This is a genomic window from Pseudoflavonifractor sp. AF19-9AC (assembly GCF_003478995.1).
Lineage (GTDB): Bacteria > Bacillota > Clostridia > Oscillospirales > Oscillospiraceae > Lawsonibacter.
The window spans coordinates 397,721-423,262 of record NZ_QUGI01000002.1 but is presented as its reverse complement, the minus strand read 5'-3'; the positions used below and the strand labels follow the sequence as shown (position 1 = coordinate 423,262).

Below are 25,542 nucleotides of genomic sequence, written 5' to 3'. Positions count from 1 at the left end.
CGGAACAAAATGTTCCGGCGGCACGCGCCTTGCTTACCCCTCGTTGGAATCCTCTTTTTTCCGGCGCAGGTGCTTCTGCTCCAGCTGCGCCACCAGGGCGGCGGTGCGGGTGCGGTAGTCATCCAGCTCGGTGACGATGCCCATAAAGGAGGACACCATGTCCAGGGAGGCCCGAAGGGTGCTCTGCTCGCTCTCGTGGATGGCCCGCTTGGTCAGGCGCATGGCCTGCTGGGGGGCCTCCAGCAGCTTCTGCATATACTGCTCCACAAAGTCGTCCAGCTCCTCGTCGGGCACCGTGCGGGTGACCAGGCCGATGGCCTCGGCCTCCTCCCCCTTCAGCACCCGGGCGGTCCAGAACATGTCCAGGGCCTTGTCTCGGCCCACCAGCCGGGGCAGGAAATAGGCTCCGCCGTCCCCGGGGACAATGCCCGCGTTGAAGTAGCTCTCGGACAGGGTGGCGCTTTTGGAGGCGATGCGCACGTCGCACATCAGGGCCATGTCCAGCCCCGCGCCCACCGCCGGGCCGTGGATCTTGGCCACCACCGGCCGGTCGATCTCCTCCAGAAGCAGGGGGATGCGCTGCACCCCCTTCCACAGGGAGTTCTTCCGGGCCAGGGCGGTGGACGAGATGTCGTCCCGGCTCTCAAAAAAGCCGTCGCCGGCGGCCATGGCCTTCACGTCGCCCCCGGCGCAGAAGGCCTTCCCGTTGCCCGAGAGCAGCACCGCGTAGATGTCGTCCCGGTCCCGGATGTCCTCCAGGGCGGCGGTCCACAGGTGGATCATCTCCTCGCTGAAGCAGTTGAGATGCTCCGGACGGTTCATGGTGATCCGGGCCAGATGGCCCTGGACCTCGTAGATTAGATCAGACATACATTCCTCGCTTTCCCCGATCCGGCGCGCCCGCTCTGCGCCCCGGAACGGAATTTCATCCAAACAGGATCCGGCCCTCATTGTACCGGCCGGACACAAGATTGTCAACCAAAAAGAAAAATGGGATACCATTTCGGACGGGACGCCGGGGGGAGCGGCAAAACGGGAAAAAACCGGCCGAATCATCGGAAAAATGAGGCGAATTTTTTTAAAAAAATCCTTGACACACACGGGGGTGTTGTTGTATGATATCAAAGCGCCTGCAAGGGTGCATTCTGCGATGATGCGGGAGATTGCGGTGAGAACCGGTAACTTCCGCGGAGTATGTCCGTAACAATCGGGCGGCTGAGAGATCCGTGCCACGGCGTATATCGCCCGGCAGGGAAGAGACCGGCCTGTCTATGCGCCGGTTTTTTCGCGGCCGGAAGTGATACGCACGAAAGCGTGGATATACGGAGCGCTCTCACCGTACGAAGGCTGGACAATGTCAACTTTCGTATGTATATAAGGAGGAAAACCCAAATGGCAGCTCAGAAAGAAATGATCCGCATCCGTCTGAAGGCCTATGACCACCAGCTCATTGACCAGAGCGCGGAGAAGATTGTGGAGACCGCCAAGCGCAGCGGCGCTTCTGTCTCCGGCCCCATCCCCCTGCCCACCAAGAAGGAAGTCGTCACCATCCTGCGCGCCACCCACAAGTACAAGGATTCCCGCGAGCAGTTTGAGCGCCGCACCCACAAGCGCCTCATCGACGTGGTCAAGCCCTCCCCCAAGACCGTCGAGGCCCTGATGAGCCTGGAGCTTCCCGCCGGCGTGGAGATTGAGATTAAGCTGTAAGCGCCGAATTCCCGAGCAGGGGAGCCTGGACCGGAGCGAGGGCGAGAACCCAGGAAACTGAGGTTTCCGGTTCGGGTCCGAGACGGAGGGAAGGCGGCCCGCCCGCGAGGGAACCGAGGCGTGATAACAAGGAAGCGCCCGAGCCGCCGCGAACAGGCGAGGCGTGATAACACAGCCGCCGTCTCAAACCTGACAGGCTGAAAGCGGAACCTGTCAGCACAACTTTGTTGTACCCGCAGTCCGCCGCGATTTGAGGCGGACGGGTCAAGTCGTCGTAGCAATGACGAAGCGACCGAGCCGTTGCGAGCAGCACGGATGGACCGGAGCGAGGGATACAAACCAAGAAGGGCCAAAGCCCGGATGTTTGTGTCCCGAGTCGAAGGGAAGCCGTGCGTTGTGAGCAGGCGAGGCGTGACAGGGCCCAGCCCAACGGGGCCCTTACGTCAACTACTCCGACCAATAACCTTTGAAGTAGGAGGAAATCCAAATGCAGAAAGCGATCATCGGCAAAAAGATCGGCATGACCCAGATCTTCGATGAAGCCGGCCATGTGGTGCCTGTCACCCTGATTGAGGCCGGCCCCTGCACCGTGGTGCAGAAGAAGACCGCCGAGAAGGATGGCTACAACGCCATTCAGCTGGGCTACGAGACCGTTCCTGAGCGCAAGCTCACCAAGCCTGAGCTGGGTCACCAGAAGAAGGCCGGTCTGGAGGAGTTCAAGAAGGTCCTGAAGGAGTTCCCTCTGGAGGACTGCTCCAAGTTTGAAGTGGGCGACCAGCTGAAGGCCGACCTCTTCGCCGAGGGCGACTTCGTTGACGTCACCGGCATCAGCAAGGGCCACGGCTACCAGGGCGTTGTGAAGCGCCACGGCGCCGCCCGCCTGAAGGAAACCCACGGTACCGGCCCTGTTCACCGCCACGCGGGCTCCATGGGCTCCGGCACCGACCCCAGCCGCATTTTCAAGGGTAAGATCGGCGCCGGCCAGATGGGTAACGAGCAGGTCACTGTTCTGAACCTGGACGTGGTCAAGGTGGACGCCGAGCTGGGTCTCATCGCCGTGCGCGGCGCTATCCCCGGCCCCAAGGGCGGCATCGTCTTCGTGAAGAACACCGTCAAGCACAACGCCGAGAAGAAGGGCGCTGCCGGCATCAGCAACAACCCGCAGAAGGCCTCTGCCCGCGTCAACCCGCAGAAGGCTTCCGCCCGCAACAAGTAAGGAAAGGAGAGTGTAAATCATGGCAAAAGCAAATGTGTTTAACATGGCCGGCCAGCAGGTCGGCGAGATCGAGCTCTCCGAGGCTGTTTTCGGCATCGAGCCCAACCAGGCTGTGGTCCACGAGGTGGTCAAGAATCACCTGGCCAACTGCCGTCAGGGCACCCAGAGCGCTCTGACCCGCGCCGAGGTTTCCGGCGGCGGCAAGAAGCCCTGGCGCCAGAAGGGTACCGGCCACGCCCGTCAGGGTTCCACCCGCGCTCCCCAGTGGACTCACGGTGGTATCGTGTTCGCTCCCAAGCCCCGCGATTACAGCTACACCCTCAACAAGAAGGTGAAGCGTCTGGCTCTGAAGTCCGCTCTGTCCGCTAAGGCTGCCGAGGGCGCCGTGATCGTGGTGGACGGTCTGAAGCTGGACGAGATCAAGACCAAGACCATGAAGGGCCTGCTGGACAACCTGGGCGCCACCAAGTCCGTGGTCATCACCCCCGAGGTGGACGACATCGTGGTCAAGTCCTCCCGCAACATCCCCGGCGTGGTTACCACCACCGCCAAGATCCTCAGCGTCTATGACATCGTCAACGCCAAGCAGCTGGTCATCGACAAGGCTGCCCTGGCTATCATCGAGGAGGTGTACGCGTAATGGCTACCAAGGCTTATGACATCATCAAGCGCCCCATCATCACCGAGCAGTCCATGGAGCAGACTGAGATGAAGCGCTACACCTTTGAGGTCGCCAAGACCGCCAACAAGATCGAGATCGCCAAGGCGGTTGAGGAGATCTTCGGCGTCAAGGTCGCCAAGGTCAACACCCTGAACATGCAGGGCAAGATGAAGCGCATGGGTGCCCGGCCCGCCGGCCGCCGCGCCAACTGGAAGAAGGCCATGGTCACCCTGACCGCCGATTCCAAGACCATCGAGTTCTTCGAGGGTATGGTGTAAGGAGGAGATTGAGAAATGGCTATTAAGACTTTTAAGCCCACTACCCCCTCCCGCCGTCACATGACTGTGTCCGCCTTCGAGGGGATCGACAAGAAGGCCAAGCCCGAGCGCGCCCTCACTGAGGTGCTGAAGAAGCACGCCGGCCGCAACAGCTATGGCCGCATCACCGTCCGTCATCACGGCGGTGGCAACAAGCAGAAGTACCGCATCATCGACTTCAAGCGGGACAAGAACGGCAAGGCTACCGTGATTAACCTCCAGTACGACCCCAACCGTTCCGCCAACATCGCCCTCATCGAGTATGAGGACGGCGAGCGCCGCTATATCCTGGCCCCCAACGGCCTGAAGGCTGGCCACATCATCATGACCGGCCCCGATGCCGACATTCTGCCCGGCAACTGCCTGCCCATCGCCAACATCCCTGTTGGTGAAATGATCCACAACATCGAGCTCTACCCCGGCAAGGGTGCTCAGCTGGTCCGCGCCGCCGGCGTGGCTGCTCAGCTGATGGCCAAGGAGAACGGCATGGCTCAGGTCCGTCTGCCCTCCGGCGAGGTCCGCTATGTCCGCGAGAACTGCAAGGCCACCATCGGCCAGGTCGGCAACACCGACTGGGCCAACATCCAGATTGGTAAGGCCGGCCGTAAGCGCCACATGGGTTGGCGGCCCACCGTCCGCGGTTCCGTCATGAACCCCTGTGACCACCCCCACGGCGGCGGCGAGGGCAAGAGCCCTGTCGGCCGTCCCGGCCCTGTCACCCCCTGGGGCAAGCCCGCTCTGGGTTACAAGACCCGCAAGACGAAGAACCGTACTGATAAGTTCATCGTCAAGCGCCGTAACAGCAAGTAAGGAGGCAGTGAAAGATGAGCAGAAGCATTAAGAAAGGCCCCTTTTGCGCCCCTGAGCTGCTGAAGCGGGTCGATGAAATGAACGCCAAGAACGAGAAGAAGGTGCTGAAGACCTGGAGCCGCGCCTCCACCATCTTCCCCTCCTTCGTGGGTCACACCTTTGCCGTCCATGACGGCCGCAAGCACGTGCCCGTCTATGTCACCGAGGACATGGTCGGCCACAAGCTGGGCGAGTTCGTGCCCACCCGCACCTTCAAGGGTCACGCGGGCAGCAAGACCGGTAAGTAAGGAGGAGAGAGAACATGGAAGCTGTTGCTAATCTGAAATATCTGCGGATCTCTCCCCGTAAGGTGAAGATCGTCCTGGACCTCATCCGGGGCAAGGACGTGGCCACCGCCACCGCCATTCTGCTGCAGACCCCCAAGGCAGCCTCTGAGCCCGTGCTCAAGCTGCTGAAGAGCGCCGCCGCCAACGCGGAGAACAACCACCAGATGGACCCTGAGAAGCTGTACGTCAGTGCTTGCTACGCCAACCCCGGCCCCATCATCAAGCGCATCATGCCCCGGGCCCAGGGCCGTGCGTACCGCATCAACAAGCGTACCTCTCACGTCACCATCGCCGTGAGCGAGCGCTAAGGGAGGAGGAACAATATGGGACAGAAAGTGAATCCCCACGGCCTGCGCGTGGGTGTGATTAAGGATTGGGACTCCCGCTGGTACGCCCGCAACGAGCTGGTGGGCGATCTGCTGGTGGAGGACAAGAAGATCCGTGACTACCTGAAGAAGACCCTCTACGGCGCCGGCATCCCCAAGATCGAGATCGAGCGGGACAACGCCAAGGTCCGCATTTACCTCCACTGCGCCCGTCCCGGTGTTGTCATCGGCAAGGGCGGCGAGGACATCAAGAAGATCGAGGCTCAGCTGGTCAAGATGGTCGGCAAGCCCGTGGACCTGAAGATCGTTGAGGTCCGCGACATCGATACCAACGCTCAGCTGGTGGCCGAGAACATCGCCCAGCAGCTGGAGAAGCGCATTGGCTTCCGCCGCGCCATGAAGAACTCCATGGGCCGGGCCATGCGCGCCGGTGCCAAGGGCATCAAGATCTCCTGCGCCGGCCGTCTGGGCGGCGCCGAGATCGCCCGCACCGAGCACTATCACGACGGCACCATCCCCCTGCAGACCCTCCGCGCCGACATCGACTACGGCTTTGCTGAGGCTGCCACTACCTACGGCCGCATCGGCATCAAGGTGTGGATCTACAAGGGTGAGGTCCTGACCCAGGCCCTGCGTACCACTCCCCGCACCCTGGACACCAGCAAGCCCTATCAGGAGCGCCGCGAGCGTCCCCGTCGTGACCGTCGGGACGGCGACCGCCGCCAGGGCGGCTTCAACCGTGACCGCCGTCAGGGTGGTTTCAACAACAACCGTGGCCCCCGCCCCGCCGGTCAGGCCAATACTCCTAAGGAAGGAGGCGCTCAGTAATGCTGCTGCCTAAGCGCGTTAAGTATCGCCGCGTTCACCGCGGACGCATGAAGGGCAAGGCCAGCCGCGGCAACACCGTGACCTACGGTGAGTTCGGCCTGCAGGCCACCGAGCCCAGCTGGATCACCAGCAACCAGATCGAGGCCGCCCGTATCGCCATGACCCGTCACACCAAGCGTGGCGGTAAGGTGTGGATCAAGATCTTCCCCGATAAGCCCGTGACTGAGAAGCCCGCTGAGACCCGCATGGGTTCCGGTAAGGGCTCCCCCGAGTACTGGGTGGCCGTGGTCAAGCCCGGCCGTGTGATGTTCGAGATCGCCGGCGTCTCCGAAGAGGTCGCCCGCGAGGCTCTGCGCCTGGCCAGCCACAAGCTGCCCGTCAAGTGCAAGATCGTTAAGCGTGAGGAAACCGAGAAGGGTGGTGAAGCGTAATGAAGGCCAATGAAGTCCGCAAGATGTCCGGCGCTGAGCTGGAGACCAAGCTGCAGGACCTGAAGAAGGACCTGTTCAACCTCCGCCTCCAGCACGCCACCAACCAGCTGGATAACCCCATCCGCATCGCCCAGGTCAAGAAGGATATCGCCCGGGTCAAGACCATCATCCGCGAGCAGCAGCTCGCCGGCCGCTAAGAGGAGGAATAGAAGATGGAAAACAGAACTTCTTCCCGTAAGACCAGAGTCGGCCTGGTGGTTTCGGACAAGATGGACAAGACCGTTGTGGTCGCCATCGCCGACCGCGTGGCCCATCCTCTGTACAAGAAGATCGTTAAGAGAACCTATAAGCTGAAGGCTCACGATGAGAACAACCAGTGCGGCATCGGTGACCGCGTCAAGGTCATGGAGACCCGCCCCCTGTCCAAGGATAAGCGTTGGCGCGTGGTTGAGATCATCGAGAAGGCGAAGTAAGGAGGTGTCGGTATGATTCAGCAGGAAAGCTATCTGAAGGTTGCCGACAACACCGGCGCCAAGGAGATTAAGACCATTCGCGTGCTGGGCGGCTCCAAGCGCAAGTTCGGCAACATCGGCGACGTGGTGGTCGCCTCCGTCCGCAAGGCTCAGCCCGGCGGCACCGTGAAGAAGGGCGAGGTCGTGAAGGCCGTTATCGTCCGCACCAGCCGCGGCGTGCGTCGTGCCGACGGCTCCTATGTCCGCTTTGACGACAACGCCGCCGTCCTCATCAAGGAGGACAAGAACCCCCGCGGCACCCGTATCTTTGGCCCAGTGGCCCGCGAGCTGCGTGACAAGGACTATATGAAGATCCTGTCCCTGGCTCCCGAAGTGCTGTAAGGGAGGTCGAGTGAGATGAATAAAATGAGCATTCGCAAGGACGACCTGGTCGTCGTCCTGTCCGGTAAGGACAAGGGCAAGCAGGGCAAGGTCCTGGAGGTTATGCCCAAGGATGGCAAGGTCATCGTTGAGAAGGTCAACGTGGTCTCCCGCCACACCAAGCCCCGCAAGCAGGGCGACCAGGGCGGCATCCTCCAGAAGGAGGCCCCCATCTACGCCTGCAAGGTGCAGCGCGTCTGCCCCAAGTGCAACAAGCCCACCCGTGCCGCCCACAAGCTGCTGGCCGACGGTAAGAAGGTCCGCGTCTGCAAGAAGTGCGGCGCTGAAATCTGAGAGAGGAGGAGTGATTCCAAATGGCTAACACGCCCAACCTGAAGAAGAAGTATCAGGACGAGGTCGCTCCTGCTCTGATGCAGAAGTTCGGCTACAAGTCCACCATGCAGATTCCCCGCCTGGAGAAGATCGTGGTCAACGTGGGCTGCAGCGAGGCCCGCGAGAACGCCAAGGTGCTGGATGCCGTGGTCAGCGACCTGACCACCATCACCGGCCAGAAGGCCATCATCACCAAGGCCAAGAAGTCCGTGGCTAACTTTAAGCTCCGTGAGGGCATGCCCATTGGCGCTAAGGTTACCCTGCGCGGCAACAAGATGTGGGAGTTCCTGGACCGCCTGTTCAACGTGGCCCTGCCCCGCGTCCGTGACTTCCGCGGCATCTCTGCCGACGCCTTCGACGGCCGCGGCAACTATGCCCTGGGCATCAAGGAGCAGCTGATCTTCCCCGAGATCGAGTACGACAAGATCGACAAGATCCGCGGCATGGACATCGTGATGTGCACCACCGCCCAGACCGATGAGGAGGCCCGTGAGCTGCTGACGCTCATCGGCGCTCCCTTCGCCGGCCGCTGATAGGAGGAAGAACAATGGCTAAGAAATCTATGATTCTGAAGCAGCAGCGCGCTCCCAAGTTCTCCAGCCGCCAGTACAACCGCTGCAAGCTGTGCGGCCGTCCCCACGCCTACCTCCGGGACTACGGCATCTGCCGTATCTGCTTCCGTGAGCTGGCCTATAAGGGACAGATCCCCGGCGTGAAGAAGGCTTCTTGGTAAGTTAAATGCCCCTGTGCTTCGTGAGGTCCGCTTGCCGTACACAAAGTACGGCGGCGCGGCCCGCACATCGCCCAGGAACATTTTCCTCACCAAGATCGTTCTCCTGAGGCTGGGTGTCCGGTTGCGTACACAAAGTACGCCGTCGCCGCGCCCCCTCGTCGGACGAAACGATCTTCACCGATCCCCGCCCAGCGGTTCAGAACCCTGGAGCGCCGCCCTGTGCACGGGGTGGGACCGCTCCTCTCCCCTGCCGGGCAGCCGGGAAAAATTGGATAAGATGTTCCCCGGGGAGGGGCCGAAAGGCTCCTTCCCGGAATAATCTTTCCACGCTTTCGTGTGTGCGGAGCAAAAAACTCTTGTAAACCTTAAAAATATGGGGTATAATTAGTCGATTGCGCCGCCAGGCACAATTCAATAAACTCCCAACGCAGTCGGGAGTGCGCACCCGGAACCGGGGTTTTGAGAAAAACCACGGCTGCGGGGATTTGCCCTGTTTGTCCCATGGCCCAAAGTCCGGAGACCGGCGCCTGAAAAGCGTCCCGTCCGGCGGCCCTTTGGAGAAAACCGGGGCACCTATCCGGTCAAATCCGCCACCGGCGGTTTTGATATAGATTTCGCGCCTGCCCCAACCAGGCGCAAAGGCGGTCAACAGGTCGAAAGGTCACCTGCCTCTCGATACCTTACCGTCTCTACCGGCCTGAAAACCGGTAATCTGAATAGGAGGTAAGACTCATGCAAATCACCGATCCCATTGCGGATATGCTCACTCGCATCCGCAACGCGAACAACGCCAAGCATGACACCGTGGACGTTCCTGCGTCCAACATGAAGAAGTCCATCGCGCAGATCCTGCTGGATGAGGGCTATATCAAGAACTTCCAGCTCATCGACGATGGAACTCAGGGCGTTATCCGCATCACCCTGAAGTACGGCCCCGGCAAGGAGAAGGTCATCTCCGGTCTGCGCCGCGTCTCCAAGCCCGGTCTGCGTGTGTACGCCGGCGCTGAGGAGCTGCCCAAGGTTCTGCGTGGCCTGGGTATCGCCATCGTTTCCACTTCCAAGGGCGTCATGACCGACAAGAAGGCCCGTCAGGCCCATGTCGGCGGCGAAGTCCTGGCATTTGTCTGGTAAGGAGGGTTATAGGAATGTCTAGAATTGGTAGAGCTCCTATCGCCATTCCCGCCGGAGTGGAGATTAAGGTAGAGGACAACAACGTTGTCACCGTCAAGGGCCCCAAGGGCACCCTGACCCAGCAGTTCAACCCCAACATGGCTATTGCCATCGAGGAGAACGTGCTGCATGTCACCCGCCCCAACGACGCTAAGGAGAACCGCGCTCTGCACGGCCTGACCCGCACCCTGATCCACAACATGGTTCTGGGCGTGACCGAGGGCTTCAAGAAGGAGCTGGACGTCAACGGCGTTGGCTACCGTGTGGCCAAGGAGGGCAACAAGCTGGTTATGAACCTGGGCTACTCCCACCAGGTCACCATGGAGGAGGTCCCCGGCATCACCATCGAGGTGCCCGGCCCCAACAAGATCATCATCCACGGCTGTGACAAGCAGCAGGTGGGCCAGTTTGCCGCCGAAGTGAGAGAGAAGCGTCCACCCGAGCCTTATAAGGGCAAGGGCATCAAATACACCGACGAGGTCATCCGCCGCAAGGCTGGTAAGACCGGCGCCAAGAAGTAAGAAGGAGGTGTGCCACTATGATCAACAGACCCGATACTCGTTCCCAGCGGCTTAAGCGCCATAAGCGCGTGCGCGCCAAGATTTCCGGCACGCCCGAGCGTCCCCGCCTGAACGTTTTCCGCAGCGAGACCAACATCTATGCCCAGATCATCGACGATGTGGCCGGCAAGACTCTGGTCTCCGCTTCTTCCCTGGAGAAGGACTTCGCCTGCGACGGCACCAAGACCGACGCCGCCAAGCAGGTTGGCCAGCTGGTCGCTGAGCGCGCCAAGGCCAAGGGCATTGAGACCGTGGTCTTCGACCGCGGCGGCTATGTCTATCACGGCCGCGTGAAGGCTCTGGCCGAGGGCGCCCGTGAGGGCGGCCTGCAGTTCTAAGGGAGGAGGAAACAACAAAATGGCTAGATTTGAAAGAGAGCCCAGCGAGTTCGTTGAGAAGCTGGTTTATCTGAACCGTGTATCCAAGACCGTCAAGGGCGGCCGTGTGGCCAAGTTCTCCGCCCTGATGGTGGTTGGCGACGAGAAGGGCCGCGTGGGCTTCGGCCTGGGCAAGGCCGCTGAGGTGCCCGAGGCCATCCGCAAGGGCATCGAGGACGCCAAGAAGAACATGATCACCGTGTCCCTGTCCGGCACCACCATTCCCCACGAGGTGATCGGCGAGTTCGGCGCCGGCCGCGTGCTGATGAAGCCCGCTGCTCCCGGTACCGGCGTAATCGCCGGCGGCCCCGTCCGTGCCGTGATGGAAGCCATCGGCATCAAGGACATCCGTACCAAGTGCCTGCGCTCCAACAATCCGCAGAACGTGGTCTCCGCTACCTTTGAGGGCCTGAAGTCCCTGCGCAGCCCCGAGGAAGTGGCCCGTACCCGCGGCAAGAGCGTGGAAGAGATCGTGGGTTAAGGAGGTCATTCACAATGGCGAATCTGAACATTAAGCTGGTCAAGAGCCTGAACGGCCGCATTGCCAAGCACAAGGCGACCGCCGAGGCCCTGGGCCTCCGTAAGATTGGCGACACCACCGTGCAGCCCGACAACGAGGCTACCCGCGGCAAGATCGCCCACATCGGCTACCTGCTCCAGGTTACCGAGGAAAACTAAAAGGAGGCGCGAGACAATGAATCTGCATGAACTCTCCCCCGCCGCCGGCTCCAACACCAAGGCTTACCGCAAGGGCCGCGGCGCCGGTTCCGGCAACGGCAAGACCGCCGGTCGCGGCCACAAGGGCCAGTGGGCCCGTTCTGGCGGCGGCGTGCGCGTGGGCTTTGAGGGCGGCCAGATGCCTCTGGCCCGCCGCATCCCCAAGCGGGGCTTCCACAACATTTTTGCCAAGCCCCTGGAGGCTGTGAACGTCTCCGCTCTCGACAAGTTCGAGGATGGCGCTGTTGTCAACGCCCAGGCCCTGCTGGAGAAGGGCATCCTGTCCAAGTGCCAGTACGGCGTTAAAATTCTGGGCAACGGCAGCATCTCCAAGAAGCTGACCGTCCAGGCTTCCGCCTTCTCCGCCTCCGCTAAGGAAAAGATCGAAGCTGCAGGTGGTAAGGTGGAGGTGGTCTGAGTATGATTCAGACAATCCGCAACGCCTGGGCCGTGCCTGAGCTGCGCAAGAAGATGCTCTTTACCGTCTTCGCTCTGCTCATCTTCCGCCTGGGTTCCGCTATCCCCGTCCCCTATATCGATTCCGCTGCCCTGGAGCAGCACCTGGCTCTCCAGAGCGGCACCATCCTGGGCCTGATGAACGCCATGAGCGGCTCCGCCTTCTCCATGGCCACCGTCTTCGCCCTGAGCATCCAGCCCTATATCAACAGCTCCATTATCATCCAGCTGCTCACCGTGGCCATCCCCGCTCTGGAGCGGCTGGCCAAGGAGGGCGGCGAGGAAGGCCGGAAGAAGATTGCCTCCATCACCCGGTACACCACCGTGGCCATCGCCCTTCTCCAGGGCTTCGGCTACTACTCCCTCATCAAGAGCTACGGCCTTGTTGAGACCGGCAGCATGAATGCCATCTGGGTGGGCGTCGTCATCGTCCTGTCCTTCACCGCCGGTTCTGCCTTCCTGATGTGGCTGGGCGAGCAGATCACCGAGTTCGGTATCGGCAACGGCATTTCCATTCTGCTGTTCGCCGGCATCGTGTCCCGGTTCCCCCGCATGGTGGGCGACTGCATCAGCGGCGTCACCCTGTGGAACCAGGTCCGTCAGGGCACCGTGACCACTGAGACCCTCACCGAGGCCGGCTTCACCGCCGACCAGGCCGCCGCCTACCTGAAGCAGGCCCTGGCCCCCTGGATGATCGCTCTCATCGTCATCGGCATGCTGGCTCTGGTTGTGTTCATCGTCTTCATCTCCAACGCCGAGCGCCGTCTGCCCGTGCAGTACGCCAAGCGCGTTGTGGGCCGCAAGATGTACGGTGGCCAGTCCACCCACATCCCCATGAAGGTGAACATGTCCGGCGTTATGCCCATCATCTTTGCCCAGTCCATCGCTTCCCTGCCTGCCACCATCGGCGCTTTCGCCGGCTGGACGGTGAAGAGCGAGGGCTTCGGCGGCGGCATGATGCGGCTCTTTGACACCAGCAAGCCCTTCTACAGCGTGCTCTATTTCCTCCTCATTGTGGGCTTCAGCTATTTCTACGCTACCATGCAGTTCAACCCCATTGAGGTGTCCAACAACCTGAAGAAGAACGGCGGCTTTATCCCCGGCTTCCGTCCCGGCAAGCCCACCGCCGACTTCATCACCAAGGTTCTGTCCAAGATCACCATGTTCGGCGCTCTGTATCTCTCCGTGGTTGCCATCGCCCCCATCATCACCGGCAACCTTGTTGGGTACAGCTCTCTGGCCATCGGCGGCACCTCCGTCATCATCGTGGTGGGCGTCGCCCTGGAGACCGTCAAGCAGATGGAAGCCCAGATGCTGATGCGGCACTACAAGGGCTTCCTGGAGTAAGAAGGAGTAGGTTGTCATGGGAATGAAGCTGATCCTGCTGGGCGCCCCCGGCGCCGGCAAAGGCACTCAGGCGGAGATCCTCAGCACCAAGCTGGGCATCCCCACCATCTCCACCGGCAACATCTTACGCGCCGCCATCAAGGAGGGTACCGAAATCGGCCTGCAGGCCAAGTCCTATATGGACGCCGGCAAGCTGGTGCCTGACTCCGTGATCATCGGCATCGTGGCTGAGCGGCTCAGCCAGCCCGACTGCCAGAACGGCTTTATCCTGGACGGGGTGCCCCGCACTCTGCCCCAGGCCGAGGCCCTGGACCAGCACGGCATCACCTTTGATCATGTGCTGTCCATCGAGATCTCTGATGAAGAGATCGAACAGCGTATGTCCGGCCGTCGGGTGTGCTCCAAGTGCGGAGCCCCCTACCATGTGAAGGCCAAGCCCCCCAAGCAGGAGGGCGTGTGCGACACTTGCGGCGGCGCGCTGATTCAGCGGGACGACGACAAGGCTGAGACCGTCCACCATCGGTTGGAGGTCTATCATGCCGAGACCGAGCCCCTGAAAGGCTACTATCAGCAGAAGGGCGTCCTCGTCCCGGTGGACAACCAGCCCACCATTGAGGCGACCACCCAAGTGATTGTGGAGGCCCTGGGAATCTGATGGCAATGGAACTCATTTCGCTGAAATCTCCCCGGGAGATTGAGGCTATGCGCCGGGCCGGGCGGATCACCGCCCAGGCCCGGGCCCTGGCCGCTTCCATGATTCGGCCCGGCGTCACCACCCACGAAATCGATACGGCGGTGCGCCGCTTCATCGAAAGCCACGGTGCCAAGCCCTCTTTTCTGGGCTACGCCGGCTTCCCCGGATCGGCCTGCATCTCCATCAACGAGCAGGTCATCCACGGCATCCCCGGCCCCCGGAAGCTGCAGGAGGGGGACATCGTCAGCGTGGACGTGGGCGCCTACATCGGCGGTTTCCACGGCGACTGCGCCGGTACCTACCCCTGCGGTGAGGTGAGCGACGAGGCCATGCGCCTCATCAAGGTCACCGAGCAGAGCTTCTGGGAGGGCATCAAGTATGCCCGGCAGGGCTGCCGCGTCTCCGACATCGGTCACGCCGTGCAGGCGTATGTGGAACAAAACGGCTTCTCCGTCGTCCGCGACTTCGTGGGCCACGGCGTGGGAGCCCGGCTCCACGAGCCCCCCGAGGTGCGCAACTTCGGGCCCGCCGGCCACGGGCCCCGGCTGCTGCCGGGCATGACCCTGGCGGTGGAGCCCATGGTGTGCGCCGGAGACTGGCAGGTGAAGGTACTGGCCGACAAGTGGACCACCGTGTCCCTGGACGGCTCGCTCACCGCCCACTATGAAAACAGTATCCTGATCACCGACGGTGAGCCGGAAATTCTCACCGTCACCGGAGAGTGAAACCCATGCACAACTACACCGGCTGGATCGTCCTGGCGCAAGCCGGACGGGACAAGGGCGGCGTGTTCTGCGTGGTGGGCGTGGAGGGAGAACGGCTGCTGCTGGCCGATGGCAAGCGGCGGAAAGTCTCCCACCCCAAGCAGAAAAAGCTGGGCCACGTCCGGCCCCTGGACCGGGCCGAATTTGACCATCCGGCCATCGGAAAGCTGAAAGAAGGAAAACCGGTGTCTGACCGGGAACTGAGACGGGCGCTGGCCGCCTTTCAAGGAGGGAATCACGCTTGGCGAAAGACGATATGATCGAGTTGGAGGGAGTCGTCACCGAATCCCTTCCCAACACCACATTCCATGTGGATATCGGAAACGGCCATATCATCCTGGCACATATCTCCGGCAAACTGCGTATGAACTTCATCCGCATCCTGCCCGGAGACAAGGTGACCGTTCAAATGTCACCCTACGACCTCACCCGAGGCCGTATTACCTGGCGTTCTAAGTAACTATCAACGACCGAATCGTCCGGCTTTCTCCGGAAGCCTTGCCTTCCGGGGTCCGACCAGACTCCCGTCCCCCCGCGGGGACAAGCGGCCGCAAGGCCGCTCCCAAATGCGAGCCCAGCGTAGCGGGTCGCATTTGGAGAGGAGGAGCGGCGGAATGAGCGAGCCTTCCCCGTGTAGGGGGAGGCGAGGGATATGGAGCCCGCGACGACGAGGGGCCATAAAGGCATTCATCAGGAGGTTTTAACAATGAAAGTCAGACCGTCCGTGAAGCCCATGTGCGAGAAGTGCAAAGTCATTAAGCGCAAGGGCAAAGTCATGGTAATTTGCGAAAACCCCAAGCATAAGCAGAGACAAGGTTAATTGGAGGTGCTGTAAAAAATGGCTCGTATTGCCGGTATTGACCTGCCGAGAGAGAAGAGAATCGAAATCGGCCTCACTTATATCTACGGCATTGGGCGCACCAGCGCCAACAAGATCCTGGCCAAGGCCGGGATTAACCCCGACACCCGCGTGAAGGACCTCACCGAGGACGATGAGGCCAAGCTGCGCGAGGTCATTGCCCATGAGTACACCGTCGAGGGCGACCTGCGCCGTAACGTGGCAATGGACATCAAGCGCCTGACTGAGATTGGCTGCTACCGCGGCATCCGTCACCGCAAGGGTCTGCCCGTCCGCGGCCAGCGGTCCAAGACCAACGCCCGTACCCGCAAGGGTCCCAAGCGTACCGTCGCCAACAAGAAGAAGTAAGGAGGGATAACACATGGCTGCGAATACCAAGGGTAAGAAAGTGGTGCGTAAGCGCCGCGAGCGTAAGAACGTAGAGAAGGGCCAGGTGCATATCCGCTCTTCCTTCAACAACACCATGGTCACCGTCACTGACGCCCAGGGCAACGCCCTGAGCTGGGCCTCCTCCGGCGGCCTGGGCTTCCGTGGTTCCCGTAAGTCCACCCCCTTCGCCGCTCAGACTGCCGCCGAGACGGCTGCCAAGGCCGCGATGGAGTATGGCCTGAAGACCGTCGAGGTCTTCGTGAAGGGCCCCGGCGCCGGCCGTGAGGCCGCTATCCGGGCACTGCAGGCCGTGGGCCTGGAGGTCACCCTGATCAAGGACGTGACTCCCGTTCCCCACAACGGCTGCCGTCCCCCGAAGCGCCGCCGCGTCTGATTAGAAGGAGGTTTTGACACATGGCCAGAAATATGCAGCCCATTGCCAAGCGGTGCAAGGCTCTCAACCTGTCCCCTGCCGCCATGGGCTATGCCAAGAAGACTACCAATCGTAACCCCAAGGGCCAGATGCGCAAGAAGCAGTCTGAGTACGCTATGCAGCTGACCGAGAAGCAGAAGGTCAAGTTTGTCTACGGCATCATGGAGAAGCAGTTCCATATGTACTATGAGAAGGCTTCCCGCATGCAGGGCAAGACCGGTGAGAACCTGCTGACCCTCATCGAGCGCCGTCTGGACAACGTGGTGTATCGTCTGGGCTTTGCTCAGACCCGCCGCGAGGCCCGTCAGCTGACCACCCACGGTCACTTCACCGTCAACGGTCAGCGCGTGGACATCCCCTCCTACCTGGTCAAGGCCGGCGACGTCATCGAGGTCCGGGAGAAGAGCCGCTCCTCTGTGAAGTTTAAGCGCCTGCTGGGCGAGGATGCCCCCGTGGTCAACGTGCCCAAGTGGCTGGACCGCAACAAGAATACCCTCCAGGGCACCGTCGTTGCCATGCCCACCCGGGACGACATCGACTTCCCCGTGGAAGAGCACCTCATCGTCGAGCTGTATTCTAAGTAATCTCTGTCCGCCGGGCCGCTTCGGCTCAGGCCGGAGCGGCCCGGCGGCATCCACTTAGACAACCCTCAGATATTGGTGAGCTGAATGAGGCGGCCTGAAGACGCCGCCGAGATAAGGAGGGTATCCTAGCATATGGTAGAAATTGAAAAGCCCCGTATCGAATGTGTAGAGAATCCCGGCGACACCTCCTACGGCAAGTACGTGGTGGAGCCCCTTGAGCGAGGCTACGGCACCACTCTGGGCAACTCCCTGCGCCGGATTCTGCTGTCCTCTCTGCCTGGCACCGCGGTGACCTCCATCAAGATCGCCGGTGTCCAGCATGAGTTTACCACCATCCCCGGCGTCAAGGAGGACGTCACGGAGATCGTCCTGAATGTGAAGGGCATCATCGCCAAGCTGTACTGCGAAGGCGTGAAGACCGTCCACATTGAGGCCGCGGGCGAGTGCAAGGTCACCGCCGGCGACATCAAGGCGGATGCCGACGTGGAGATCCTCAATCCCGACCTCCACATCGCCACCCTGGGCCCGGACGCCACCCTGTCCATGGAGCTGACCCTGTCCCACGGCCGGGGCTATGTCTCCGCGGACAAGAACAAGCCCGCCCAGTCCATCATCGGCCTGATCCCCGTGGACTCCATCTACACCCCCGTGCGCAAGGTCAACTACACCGTGGAGAACACCCGTGTGGGTGACGCCACCGACTATGACAAGCTGACCCTAGAGGTGTGGACCAACGGCACCATCGACGCCCGCGACGCGGTGTCCCTGGGAGCCCGCATCCTCTGCGACCACTTCACCCTGTTCACCGACCTCAGCGAGACCATGGGCAACAAGTCCACCGTGGTGGAGAAGGCTGAGACTCAGCGCGACAAGGTGATGGAGATGACCATCGACGACATGGACCTGTCCGTCCGCTCTTACAACTGTCTGAAGCGGGCCAACATCAACACGGTGGAGGACCTGATTTCCAAGACCGAGGAAGAGATGATGAAGGTCCGGAACCTGGGCCGCAAGTCCCTGGAAGAGGTCATCAATAAGCTGGCTATGATGGGCCTGTCCCTGGCCAGCGATGATAACAATAACTAAGCGCGAAGGATAGGCGCACAGGGGAGACAGACTTCGGAGCGAATGGGCAAAGCCCAGAGCCCGCACAGCGGGATCGGGTTTGCCCGTAGTCGGAGAAGTTGTCGACCCGGCCGTGCGCCCAATCCGCAGCGTGATAATGCGAAGCGCCGGATTCCTGAAAAGGAGGTAGCGCTTCTAAGGGGCAGCGCGGAAGGTATGTAACGTTCCGCTTCCCGTGCGGCCATTGGCCGTCCCGAAAGGGTGTCCCGGGTTCCGCTGGAACCCAATGAACGAATTTGATCAGATCTCGCCACGCGAGGTCGAAGGAGTGTTTCTCATGTCTCTGAAGAACCGTAAGCTGGGCCGCACCAGCGATCAGCGTAAGGCTATGCTCCGTGCCATGGTTACCTACCTGCTGGAGAACGGCCAGATCAAGACCACTGTCACCCGCGCCAAGGAAGTCGCTCCCGTGGCCGAGAAGATGATTACTCTGGCTAAGGACAACACCCTGGCTTCTTACCGTCAGGCCCTTGGTTTCATCACCAAGGAGGATGTGGCCAACAAGCTCTTCAAGGAGATTGGCCCCAAGTATGCCGACCGTAACGGCGGCTACACCCGCATTGTCCGCATTGGCCCCCGCCGCGGCGACGCCGCTGAGATGGCCATCATCCAGCTGGTGTAATCCATCACAGGATAACGAAAAGTCCCGTCCATTTTGGACGGGACTTTTTTTGCGTTGCCGCGGCGGGACAAACGGGGCCCCCGGGAAAGCACGCAGGGCTTTTCTGGGGAGAGGAGGAGCGGCGGAATGAGCGAGGCCTCGCGCTTGCGCGGGGCTGAGGGATATGAAGCCCGCGACGACGAAGTGACGCCGCTGAGATGGCCATCATCCAGCTGGTGTAATCCATCACAGGATAACGAAAGGTCCCGCCCATTTGGGCGGGACCTTTTTTGCGTTGCCGGATTGAACTGACCTGAGAGAGCAGAAACGGCTTCCCCGTGTGCAGGGAGTTAATCCGCGGGAGCTTCTGCATCTTCCGTACCGGAAATTCCACATTCCTCCAACAAGTCTGCGGGAATGGCGCTTACAGCCCGCTGTTCCTCCGGGGAGAGACCGTTGTACCAATCAAGCCATTCCAGCGTTTCCTCAGACAGACCCTCCCGGTCCACCCAATGGTCCCCAAAGCGGACCTGGCTTCCATCCCCTGCCCGGTGCTCAAACACCGTCCACGTTCCGTTGATCAAAATTTCCAGGGTATCATCAGGGCCATACTGGTATCCAAAGCCGGTTCCAAAATTGGACTGATTGTCCATAACCGGGATCTCAGAGCCGTCAACGGTGGACGTGATTTCTCCGTCCATCATACCGCAGCGGCCGTCCAAAGCACTTTCTTTTCCCGTGTCATAGTAGAGCTTGCCGTCTACCATCACCATTGGGATTTTGTCCCATTCAGACTGCCTGCTTGCAGGCGTTTTTAACGTAATGGCATATACGGTGTTGATCTGCAGAGGGTCGCTCTCTGCAATATTCCCATTGTAGTACACAACGACCTCATCACCAACCGATACGTCTGTATAGCTGTCCGGGTTTTCCACATCCAGAGAAACGCTGCAATCCGCGCCCTGGGGATAGCCCTCCGTTTCAATGTGAATGAGAATGGACTGGTCAAGGACCTCCTCCACAATTCCGGTAATGCTTGGCTCATTGGCTATGATGTCGTTCATGCTTTTGCTGCTGCCGCAGCCCGCCAGAGCCAGCATACAGGCCAGGGCGAGGGCTGCGATTCCCTGCTTTTTCATGCGGTGCACCTCCCGTTCAATTGGGGCTTTACCAATATAGACGCAAAAAAGCTGCCGGTGTTTCCATGTGACCTCACTTTATTATAAAAGGGCGAAGCGCCTGCTGCAAGGCACGGTAAGCAGGGGCAGTACCCGGCATAAACAGGGGGAAAATCGCTGTTTCCACTTGACAGAAGAGGGCGGGGACTTCACAATGGAGGAAAATTGCTTTGCAGCCTTGGAAGGGAGAGGGTTGGGCCATGCACTGGCTCCCGTTTTTCACCTACGCGATCATTACTGCCGCCACCCCCGGCCCCAACAACATTATGTCCATGTCCAACGGGAGCCGCCTGGGCTTCCGCAAGGCCCTGCCCTTCAACCTGGGCATCTGGGTGGGATTTTCTTTGATGACGATCCTGTGCACCGCGTTCTGCTCCGGGCTGTCCACCCTCATCCCACAAATCAAGCTGCCCATGCTGATTGCCGGGGCGGCTTACATGCTCTATTTGGCCTGGGAGATCTTCCGGGACTCGGGAGAGATTCAGGAGGACCATTCCAGGGAGGGGTTCTGGTCCGGAGTGCTCCTCCAGTTCATCAACCCCAAGCTCTACCTCTACGCCATTTTGTCCATGGAGGCCTACATCCTGCCCGTCTACCACGGCCAGCCCCTGCCCCTTCTGGCCTTTGCTCTGCTGCTGGCCTTCATCGGCTTTGCGTTTACCCTCTGCTGGTCCGCTTTTGGGGCACTGTGCCGTCAGTGCTTCTCCCGCCACGCCCGGGTGGTGAACACGGTGATGGCCCTGCTGCTGGTCTGGTGCGCTATTTCCCTCTTCCTGGGTTAACTGGGAAGAGGACTTTTTTTTACCCGGGAAATTTGGTATAATAACCCCCGGAAGATACACCGGGAGAGGAGGAGAACCCATGGCCAAAGGCGGCGGACACAATGACAAGCTGGATCTGTTCAAATGCATTGCCATCTATGGCGTGGTGCTGGCTCACATTCCCCTGCCCGGGCAGTTTGGCTGGGCATTGTGTGCCCTGGCTAAGTTTTCGGTAGTGCTGTTTTTCCTCACGGCCGGCTACTTCTCCTACGAGAAATCCCCCGCTGTGCTGGCCCGGCGTGCGGCCAAGACCGGGTGGTTGCTGCTGATCACGTCGGCGGCGCTGCTGCTCTTTGGCTGTGTGCTGGCTATCCGGCAGGGCCAGACGGTGGAGGCCTACCTCCAGAGCCGGATGGACGTCTTTTTCCTGAAGGAAATTGTGTTCAACCAGCTCCTGCCCCTCCCCTACTCTTGGCCCATGTGGTATCTGGCCTCCCAGTTTGTGGTGTACCTACTGTGGCTGGTGATGGCCTGGATTGCCAAAAAGCTGGGCAAGTCCCTGCCCTATAACCTGCTGGCCCTGCTGGCGGTGGCTCTGCTGGCCTACCACATGTACCACGTGGAGTGGCAGCTGCTCATGGGGCAAACGCCCTGGGAGAGTAAGCTGGTGCGCAACGCCTGGCTGGACGGATTCCCCTTCTTTGCCTTGGGCGCCTGGTTTGGCCGGCACAAGGAATGGATTTGCCGCCTGCCAGAGAAGGCGCTGTGGATCGGGGCGGGACTGTGCATCGGGCTTGCGATGGTGGAGTTCTCCCTGGTGGACGTCATTGACGTGCTGCTGGGCACCACCCTGCTGGCCATAGTGCTTATGGCCATTGCCCTGGTCAACCCCGTGGTAAAAAGTGACCTGCTGCGGCGCACCGCCTGCTTCTGCGGCCGGGACCTCACCTTCTATATTTACGTGCTCCATGTCCCCCTTTACGGCATCGTCCAGGAGTGGCAGGGAGAGGTGGCCGCCTTCGCCTGGCTCATGGAGCGGCGGTGGGTGACCACTCCGCTGATTGCCGCCCTGTCCACCCTGCTGGCGGTGGTATTTTACCAGCTGGCCCAATGGCGGCGGGGGCTGAGAACAAAGAGGAGCTGAACCATGAAGATCATTGACGCCCATCTGCATCTGTTTCCCTCCTCCCCGTCCACCGACGGGATGGCCGAAAAGGTGGGCCATGAGAACAACACAGACCACCTGCGGCAGGTCTATGGGGAGCTGAACATGGTCCATGGGGTGGTGATGGGCAACCGGAGCTTGGAGACGGGCTACCACAGCTACCCGGAGGATTTGTTTCACTACTGCGTGGGGCTGGACAGCACCCTGCTGAATGAGGAGAAGGGGCCCATTCCCGACCTCCCCGACCGGGTGGAGGAGCACCTGAAACGGGAGAACTGCTGCGGGGTGAAGCTCTACCCCGGCTACAACCACATCTGGCTCTCCGACCCCATGTATGAGCCCATCTACCAGCTGGCCGCCAGGTACGACAAGCCCGTGGCCGTCCACATGGGGCTCACCGCCTTTGCCAAGGCACACCTGAAGTACAGCCACCCCCTGGTGCTGGACGAGACCGCCGCCGACCACCGCCGGACCCGGTTTGTCATGTGTCACTTCGGCAACCCCTTCCTGGAGAGTGCAGCGGCGGTGGTGGAGAAAAACCACAACGTGTCCGCCGACCTGTCCGGCCTCTTGGAGGGGCGGGTGAATCTGGAGGAGTACTTCCGGGAGCAGGCGGGGTATGTGTCCCTGCTGCGCACCTGGCTCACCGCCATCGGGCAGTGGGATGACATCCTCTACGGCACTGACTGGCCCATTGTGAACCTGGGGGAGTACATCGACTTTGTGAAGGGCCTGGTGCCCGAGAAGCACTGGGAAAAGGTATTCTTCCACAACGCCAACCGGGTGTACGGTTTGGGGCTGTAGTCGAAAAAGTGGTGGAACCACTTTTTCGAAAAGGTTGCGCGCAAGATGGGCCTCGATTCCTTCGGAAAAGTCGACCCATCTTGCGCGAGAAGTGTCATTTCCGACGCGCATCCCCCAGGGGACCTTCTCTTGCCCCTTGGGGCAATTCATCTTGTGTCGCCGGAAATGATGAAATTAAACTTTATTCCGCTGCCTGCGGGCAGCGGAACTCCTTGCAGGAGGGCTTTTATGTTGTGAAAAGGGAGTTTCCCCGGGAAATGGGGAAACTCCCTTTTGTTACTTCAAAAACCGGCGGGCCAGCTTCATCTTCTCCGGGGTGTAGGGCGGATAGCGCACCGGCAGGTCCACCCGGGAGGAGGACTGGAGCACCCCCTTCACATGGGAGAAGGTGTCAAAGCTGTATTTGCCGTGGTAGCGGCCCATGCCACTGTTGCCCACGCCGCCGAAGGGCAGGCGGGGATTGGTGAGGTGGAGAATGGTGTCGTTGATGCAGCCGCCGCCAAAGGGCACCCGCTCCACGAAGCGGCGCCGGACGGCCTTGTCCTGGGAGAAGAGGTAGAGGGCCAGGGGCCGGGGGCGGTCCAGGATAAAGTCCTCCGCCTCCTCCAGGCAGTCGAAGGGGATGACAGGCAGCACTGGGCCGAAGATCTCCTCCTGCATCACCGGGTCCTCCGGGCTGACGCTATCCAGAACGGTGGGCTGGATGCGCAGGGTGTCCTCATCCCAGCCGCCCCCAAAGACCACCTTGTCCGGGTCAATGAGGGAGCACACCCGGTGGAAGTGCTTTTCGTTGATCATGTGGACGTAGCCCTGGTTGTCCAGGGCGTTTTTGCCGTAGAGGCGGCCAATCCAGTGCTCCGCCCGCTCCAGGAAGGCGTCCTTCACACGCCGGTCGATGAGCAGGTAGTCGGGGGCCACGCAGGTCTGGCCGCAGTTTAAAAGCTTGCCGAAGACGATCCGCCGAGCGGCCAGGTCCAGCCGGGCGGTGGAGTCCACCACGCAGGGGCTCTTGCCCCCCAGCTCCAGGGTGACAGGGGTGAGGTATCGGGCCGCCTTCTCCATCACCAGCTTGCCCACCTCCACCCCGCCGGTGAAGAAGATATAGTCGAAGTGCTGGTCCAGTAGGGCCTGATTTTCCGCCCGGCCGCCCTCCACCACTGAGACATACTCCGGGGGGAAGCAGGCCTCCACCAGCTCCCGGAGGGCCGCCGAGGCGGCGGGGGCGTAGGCCGAGGGCTTCAGAATACAGCAGTTGCCCGCGGCAATGGCTCCGATGAGGGGCTCCAGGGAAAGGAGGATGGGATAGTTCCAGGGGGCCATGATGAGGGACACCCCGTAGGGGCGGGGCAGGGTGAAGCTTTTGCCCGGAAAGAGGGACATGGGGGTGGCCACCCCTTTGGCCTTGGCCCAGCGGCGGAAGTGCTTCTTCACATAGGACAGCTCAGACAGGGTGAGGCCCACCTCGCAGAGATAGCCCTCCCCCGCCGACTTGCCCAAATCCGCCTTGAGGGCGTCCAGCAGGGCGCCCTCCCGGGCCCGGAGGGCCTCCTCCAGAGTCTCCAGGGCCTGTTGACGGAAGGCCAGGTCCAGCGTGGCGCCGGTGCGGAAGTAGGCGCGCTGGGCGGAGACGAGAGATGAAAGGTTCATAAAAAACTCCTCTCAAAAATGACATAAACAACAAAAAAATAATAGAATTAACAAAAAATATTGACAAATATGATAAAAATAATAAAATTATCATAGAAGAGACAGAAGGATTTCGGTTTTACGGACGCATGTTAAAGAAAGGAGTTAGCTAATGAACAAGAGATAATATTAATAGGTTGAAGCAGATAAGCGGAATTTTTAATGGGAAAATTTGGGGGGTAATTATATGAAAAAAATAATTTCTCTGTGCTTATCGTGTGCAATGTTTATGATGTTGTCTATCCCAGCGTCTGCAATGTCTCAATCAACTTCTGTAGATGAGAAATCTGTGATCGATATTTCCCATATTGCGCCAGAAGACAAAGAGATGGTAATTGAAAGGTATATCGAAGAATATATAAAAGCTTACGCGCCTATTGAACCTAAGGGAGATGATCGATATTACACATACAATACTGAAACCAATTACAAGTACACCAATATTACATCTTATGCCGATAATGAGTATGACGATGATGATGGATTTTATTTAGAGGGTGATGGGTATGATGGATTGGTATGGATTGATTCTTCTGATTCATCAACGGCATCTCAAGAAGTAGTTTTTACAGCACCTTATAAATCCATTACTGTTACAATTAAGGTAGGGTTTACACAAAGTACTTCAAGCGGCGGGACGATTGGCATTATAAAAATGGCATCTGACGGCCCTGGATATTATAATATTCAAGTAACAAAAAGAGTAGAAGTCCGTCAAGTTCTAATTTATCGAACGCATATACAAACAGGGAAAACAGAACTATGGGATACAATGTATTTCCAGGAAGAAATCGGAACTCCGATTATTACTCTTGTTAAAACGAAATGAGAACAATAAAATCTGTTATGAAATGGAGCAAAATCCGAATTCCGCTTCCCGTATATGTTCTGTCGATTCTGGCGGCCATGGGCCTTGTGGCGCTGTTTTACCGGGGGGAGATCCAGCCCTCCCCGGAGCTGGAGGAGGGCTATTTCACCCAGCTGGACGAGGGGTACCTCTATGAGGCCCGGATTCGCCCGGAGACCCTGGAGTTCACCCTCACCCGGTCCCGGGCCGGCGAGACAGACACGCTGGAGCGGTCCGGGCGGCTGGAGAAGCTGGACGGGAGCCGCTATCTGCTCACCGGCGTCCAGGGGGTCCCCACCCAGGTGCTTACCCTGGCCGAGGACGGCACCTTCTGGCTCTACGACGGGGAGAACCAGCTGTGCACGCTCTTTTTCCCCTACTCCGCGGCAAAGGCCGATTGACGATCTTCCGGAAAGGTTGGAAAAGAAAAAGCAGATGTTACGCCCCGGCGAGAAGCCGGGGCG

40 protein-coding genes are annotated in these 25,542 nt (G+C 60.1%); 37 read left to right on the top strand and 3 right to left on the bottom strand.

What is annotated here, in order from left to right; all coding sequences use genetic code 11:
• Positions 1–33: 33 nt before the first annotated feature.
• On the bottom strand, positions 34–870 hold the full coding sequence (locus DWX58_RS04955; RefSeq protein ID WP_118641989.1) for an enoyl-CoA hydratase-related protein: 837 nt from the start codon (positions 868–870) through the stop codon (positions 34–36).
• A gap of 522 nt (positions 871–1,392) precedes the next feature.
• Between DWX58_RS04955 and rpsJ the strand changes: the two genes are divergently transcribed.
• The 32 genes from rpsJ (at position 1,393) to rplQ (ending at position 18,658) form a co-directional block, all read left to right on the top strand.
• On the top strand, positions 1,393–1,707 hold the full coding sequence (gene rpsJ, locus DWX58_RS04950) for a 30S ribosomal protein S10 (protein WP_118641853.1): 315 nt from the start codon (positions 1,393–1,395) through the stop codon (positions 1,705–1,707).
• A gap of 487 nt (positions 1,708–2,194) precedes the next feature.
• Positions 2,195–2,923, top strand: a complete 729-nt coding sequence (gene rplC, locus DWX58_RS04945; protein ID WP_118641852.1) for a 50S ribosomal protein L3 — start codon at positions 2,195–2,197, stop codon at positions 2,921–2,923.
• A gap of 19 nt (positions 2,924–2,942) precedes the next feature.
• Entirely contained in the window at positions 2,943–3,563 is a 621-nt protein-coding gene (rplD, locus tag DWX58_RS04940; protein WP_118641851.1) for a 50S ribosomal protein L4, read from the top strand.
• Entirely contained in the window at positions 3,563–3,862 is a 300-nt protein-coding gene (gene rplW, locus DWX58_RS04935) for a 50S ribosomal protein L23 (RefSeq protein WP_118641850.1), read from the top strand. The genes rplD and rplW overlap by 1 nt, the downstream gene beginning before the upstream one ends.
• Positions 3,863–3,877: 15 nt before the next feature.
• The gene (gene rplB / locus DWX58_RS04930; protein ID WP_118641849.1) at positions 3,878–4,711 is read left to right on the top strand and encodes a 50S ribosomal protein L2; all 834 of its coding nucleotides are present in this window, start codon (positions 3,878–3,880) and stop codon (positions 4,709–4,711) included.
• A 14-nt stretch (positions 4,712–4,725) separates the two neighbouring features.
• Entirely contained in the window at positions 4,726–4,998 is a 273-nt protein-coding gene (gene rpsS / locus DWX58_RS04925) for a 30S ribosomal protein S19 (RefSeq protein ID WP_118641848.1), read from the top strand.
• Between the two features lie 14 nt (positions 4,999–5,012).
• Positions 5,013–5,345 carry a 50S ribosomal protein L22 gene (gene rplV, locus DWX58_RS04920; RefSeq protein WP_118641847.1) on the top strand — a complete coding sequence of 111 codons (333 nt, stop codon included), beginning with the start codon at positions 5,013–5,015 and terminating at the stop codon, positions 5,343–5,345.
• A 15-nt stretch (positions 5,346–5,360) separates the two neighbouring features.
• Positions 5,361–6,191, top strand: coding sequence for a 30S ribosomal protein S3 (gene rpsC, locus DWX58_RS04915; protein WP_118641846.1), 831 nt, complete (start codon positions 5,361–5,363; stop codon positions 6,189–6,191).
• On the top strand, positions 6,191–6,622 hold the full coding sequence (rplP, locus tag DWX58_RS04910; protein WP_118641845.1) for a 50S ribosomal protein L16: 432 nt from the start codon (positions 6,191–6,193) through the stop codon (positions 6,620–6,622). The genes rpsC and rplP overlap by 1 nt, the downstream gene beginning before the upstream one ends.
• The gene (gene rpmC, locus DWX58_RS04905; RefSeq protein WP_118641844.1) at positions 6,622–6,819 is read left to right on the top strand and encodes a 50S ribosomal protein L29; all 198 of its coding nucleotides are present in this window, start codon (positions 6,622–6,624) and stop codon (positions 6,817–6,819) included. Before rplP ends, rpmC begins: the two co-directional genes overlap by 1 nt.
• Before the next feature lie 15 nt (positions 6,820–6,834).
• A complete protein-coding gene (gene rpsQ / locus DWX58_RS04900) occupies positions 6,835–7,095 on the top strand; it encodes a 30S ribosomal protein S17 (RefSeq protein WP_118641843.1) in 261 nt (86 codons plus the stop codon).
• A gap of 12 nt (positions 7,096–7,107) precedes the next feature.
• The gene (gene rplN / locus DWX58_RS04895; RefSeq protein WP_087395882.1) at positions 7,108–7,476 is read left to right on the top strand and encodes a 50S ribosomal protein L14; all 369 of its coding nucleotides are present in this window, start codon (positions 7,108–7,110) and stop codon (positions 7,474–7,476) included.
• A 15-nt stretch (positions 7,477–7,491) separates the two neighbouring features.
• Complete coding sequence (gene rplX / locus DWX58_RS04890) at positions 7,492–7,809, top strand: 50S ribosomal protein L24 (protein ID WP_118641842.1); 318 nt, start codon at positions 7,492–7,494, stop codon at positions 7,807–7,809.
• A 20-nt stretch (positions 7,810–7,829) separates the two neighbouring features.
• Positions 7,830–8,381: a 50S ribosomal protein L5 gene (gene rplE / locus DWX58_RS04885; protein ID WP_118641841.1), complete on the top strand. Its 552-nt coding sequence runs from the start codon at positions 7,830–7,832 to the stop codon at positions 8,379–8,381.
• Between the two features lie 14 nt (positions 8,382–8,395).
• Positions 8,396–8,581 carry a type Z 30S ribosomal protein S14 gene (locus DWX58_RS04880; RefSeq protein ID WP_118641840.1) on the top strand — a complete coding sequence of 62 codons (186 nt, stop codon included), beginning with the start codon at positions 8,396–8,398 and terminating at the stop codon, positions 8,579–8,581.
• Positions 8,582–9,313: 732 nt separating this feature from the next.
• The gene (gene rpsH / locus DWX58_RS04875) at positions 9,314–9,712 is read left to right on the top strand and encodes a 30S ribosomal protein S8 (protein ID WP_118641839.1); all 399 of its coding nucleotides are present in this window, start codon (positions 9,314–9,316) and stop codon (positions 9,710–9,712) included.
• Positions 9,713–9,726: 14 nt separating this feature from the next.
• Positions 9,727–10,272, top strand: coding sequence for a 50S ribosomal protein L6 (rplF, locus tag DWX58_RS04870; RefSeq protein WP_118641838.1), 546 nt, complete (start codon positions 9,727–9,729; stop codon positions 10,270–10,272).
• A gap of 17 nt (positions 10,273–10,289) precedes the next feature.
• The gene (rplR, locus tag DWX58_RS04865; protein WP_118641837.1) at positions 10,290–10,649 is read left to right on the top strand and encodes a 50S ribosomal protein L18; all 360 of its coding nucleotides are present in this window, start codon (positions 10,290–10,292) and stop codon (positions 10,647–10,649) included.
• A 19-nt stretch (positions 10,650–10,668) separates the two neighbouring features.
• Positions 10,669–11,169, top strand: a complete 501-nt coding sequence (gene rpsE, locus DWX58_RS04860) for a 30S ribosomal protein S5 (protein WP_118641836.1) — start codon at positions 10,669–10,671, stop codon at positions 11,167–11,169.
• A gap of 14 nt (positions 11,170–11,183) precedes the next feature.
• Positions 11,184–11,366 (top strand): 50S ribosomal protein L30, encoded by a 183-nt coding sequence (rpmD, locus tag DWX58_RS04855; RefSeq protein ID WP_118641835.1) that lies wholly within the window; start codon positions 11,184–11,186, stop codon positions 11,364–11,366.
• 16 nt (positions 11,367–11,382) lie between these two features.
• Positions 11,383–11,823 carry a 50S ribosomal protein L15 gene (gene rplO / locus DWX58_RS04850; RefSeq protein WP_118641834.1) on the top strand — a complete coding sequence of 147 codons (441 nt, stop codon included), beginning with the start codon at positions 11,383–11,385 and terminating at the stop codon, positions 11,821–11,823.
• 2 nt (positions 11,824–11,825) lie between these two features.
• Positions 11,826–13,208, top strand: coding sequence for a preprotein translocase subunit SecY (secY, locus tag DWX58_RS04845; protein ID WP_118641833.1), 1,383 nt, complete (start codon positions 11,826–11,828; stop codon positions 13,206–13,208).
• A 22-nt stretch (positions 13,209–13,230) separates the two neighbouring features.
• Positions 13,231–13,863, top strand: a complete 633-nt coding sequence (locus DWX58_RS04840; protein WP_118641988.1) for an adenylate kinase — start codon at positions 13,231–13,233, stop codon at positions 13,861–13,863.
• A gap of 5 nt (positions 13,864–13,868) precedes the next feature.
• Entirely contained in the window at positions 13,869–14,627 is a 759-nt protein-coding gene (gene map, locus DWX58_RS04835) for a type I methionyl aminopeptidase (RefSeq protein WP_118641987.1), read from the top strand.
• 5 nt (positions 14,628–14,632) lie between these two features.
• Positions 14,633–14,926: a KOW domain-containing RNA-binding protein gene (locus tag DWX58_RS04830; RefSeq protein WP_118641832.1), complete on the top strand. Its 294-nt coding sequence runs from the start codon at positions 14,633–14,635 to the stop codon at positions 14,924–14,926.
• A complete protein-coding gene (gene infA / locus DWX58_RS04825; RefSeq protein ID WP_020989775.1) occupies positions 14,908–15,126 on the top strand; it encodes a translation initiation factor IF-1 in 219 nt (72 codons plus the stop codon). The genes DWX58_RS04830 and infA overlap by 19 nt, the downstream gene beginning before the upstream one ends.
• Positions 15,127–15,372: 246 nt before the next feature.
• Entirely contained in the window at positions 15,373–15,486 is a 114-nt protein-coding gene (gene rpmJ, locus DWX58_RS04820) for a 50S ribosomal protein L36 (RefSeq protein ID WP_008982609.1), read from the top strand.
• 18 nt (positions 15,487–15,504) lie between these two features.
• On the top strand, positions 15,505–15,873 hold the full coding sequence (gene rpsM / locus DWX58_RS04815; RefSeq protein ID WP_118641831.1) for a 30S ribosomal protein S13: 369 nt from the start codon (positions 15,505–15,507) through the stop codon (positions 15,871–15,873).
• 13 nt (positions 15,874–15,886) lie between these two features.
• Positions 15,887–16,288, top strand: coding sequence for a 30S ribosomal protein S11 (gene rpsK / locus DWX58_RS04810; RefSeq protein WP_118641830.1), 402 nt, complete (start codon positions 15,887–15,889; stop codon positions 16,286–16,288).
• 20 nt (positions 16,289–16,308) lie between these two features.
• Positions 16,309–16,911 (top strand): 30S ribosomal protein S4, encoded by a 603-nt coding sequence (gene rpsD / locus DWX58_RS04805; protein WP_118641829.1) that lies wholly within the window; start codon positions 16,309–16,311, stop codon positions 16,909–16,911.
• Between the two features lie 132 nt (positions 16,912–17,043).
• The gene (locus DWX58_RS04800) at positions 17,044–17,997 is read left to right on the top strand and encodes a DNA-directed RNA polymerase subunit alpha (protein WP_118641828.1); all 954 of its coding nucleotides are present in this window, start codon (positions 17,044–17,046) and stop codon (positions 17,995–17,997) included.
• Between the two features lie 316 nt (positions 17,998–18,313).
• Positions 18,314–18,658, top strand: coding sequence for a 50S ribosomal protein L17 (rplQ, locus tag DWX58_RS04795; protein ID WP_118641827.1), 345 nt, complete (start codon positions 18,314–18,316; stop codon positions 18,656–18,658).
• 329 nt (positions 18,659–18,987) lie between these two features.
• On the opposite strand, the gene DWX58_RS15550 is transcribed toward rplQ, so the two are convergent.
• Positions 18,988–19,776, bottom strand: a complete 789-nt coding sequence (locus DWX58_RS15550) for a hypothetical protein (protein ID WP_243093260.1) — start codon at positions 19,774–19,776, stop codon at positions 18,988–18,990.
• A gap of 209 nt (positions 19,777–19,985) precedes the next feature.
• Here DWX58_RS15550 and DWX58_RS04785 point away from each other — a divergent pair, with 209 nt between their 5' ends.
• The 3 genes from DWX58_RS04785 (at position 19,986) to DWX58_RS04775 (ending at position 22,545) form a co-directional block, all read left to right on the top strand.
• Positions 19,986–20,597 (top strand): LysE family transporter, encoded by a 612-nt coding sequence (locus DWX58_RS04785; RefSeq protein ID WP_243093259.1) that lies wholly within the window; start codon positions 19,986–19,988, stop codon positions 20,595–20,597.
• A 79-nt stretch (positions 20,598–20,676) separates the two neighbouring features.
• Positions 20,677–21,720, top strand: coding sequence for an acyltransferase (locus tag DWX58_RS04780; protein ID WP_118641825.1), 1,044 nt, complete (start codon positions 20,677–20,679; stop codon positions 21,718–21,720).
• 3 nt (positions 21,721–21,723) lie between these two features.
• A complete protein-coding gene (locus tag DWX58_RS04775; protein WP_118641824.1) occupies positions 21,724–22,545 on the top strand; it encodes an amidohydrolase family protein in 822 nt (273 codons plus the stop codon).
• A gap of 276 nt (positions 22,546–22,821) precedes the next feature.
• On the opposite strand, the gene DWX58_RS04770 is transcribed toward DWX58_RS04775, so the two are convergent.
• Positions 22,822–24,192, bottom strand: coding sequence for an aldehyde dehydrogenase (locus tag DWX58_RS04770; RefSeq protein ID WP_118641823.1), 1,371 nt, complete (start codon positions 24,190–24,192; stop codon positions 22,822–22,824).
• A gap of 226 nt (positions 24,193–24,418) precedes the next feature.
• Here DWX58_RS04770 and DWX58_RS15110 point away from each other — a divergent pair, with 226 nt between their 5' ends.
• Positions 24,419–25,060: a hypothetical protein gene (locus DWX58_RS15110; RefSeq protein WP_147382238.1), complete on the top strand. Its 642-nt coding sequence runs from the start codon at positions 24,419–24,421 to the stop codon at positions 25,058–25,060.
• 17 nt (positions 25,061–25,077) lie between these two features.
• A complete protein-coding gene (locus tag DWX58_RS04765; RefSeq protein ID WP_118641822.1) occupies positions 25,078–25,479 on the top strand; it encodes a hypothetical protein in 402 nt (133 codons plus the stop codon).
• Positions 25,480–25,542: the final 63 nt, after the last annotated feature.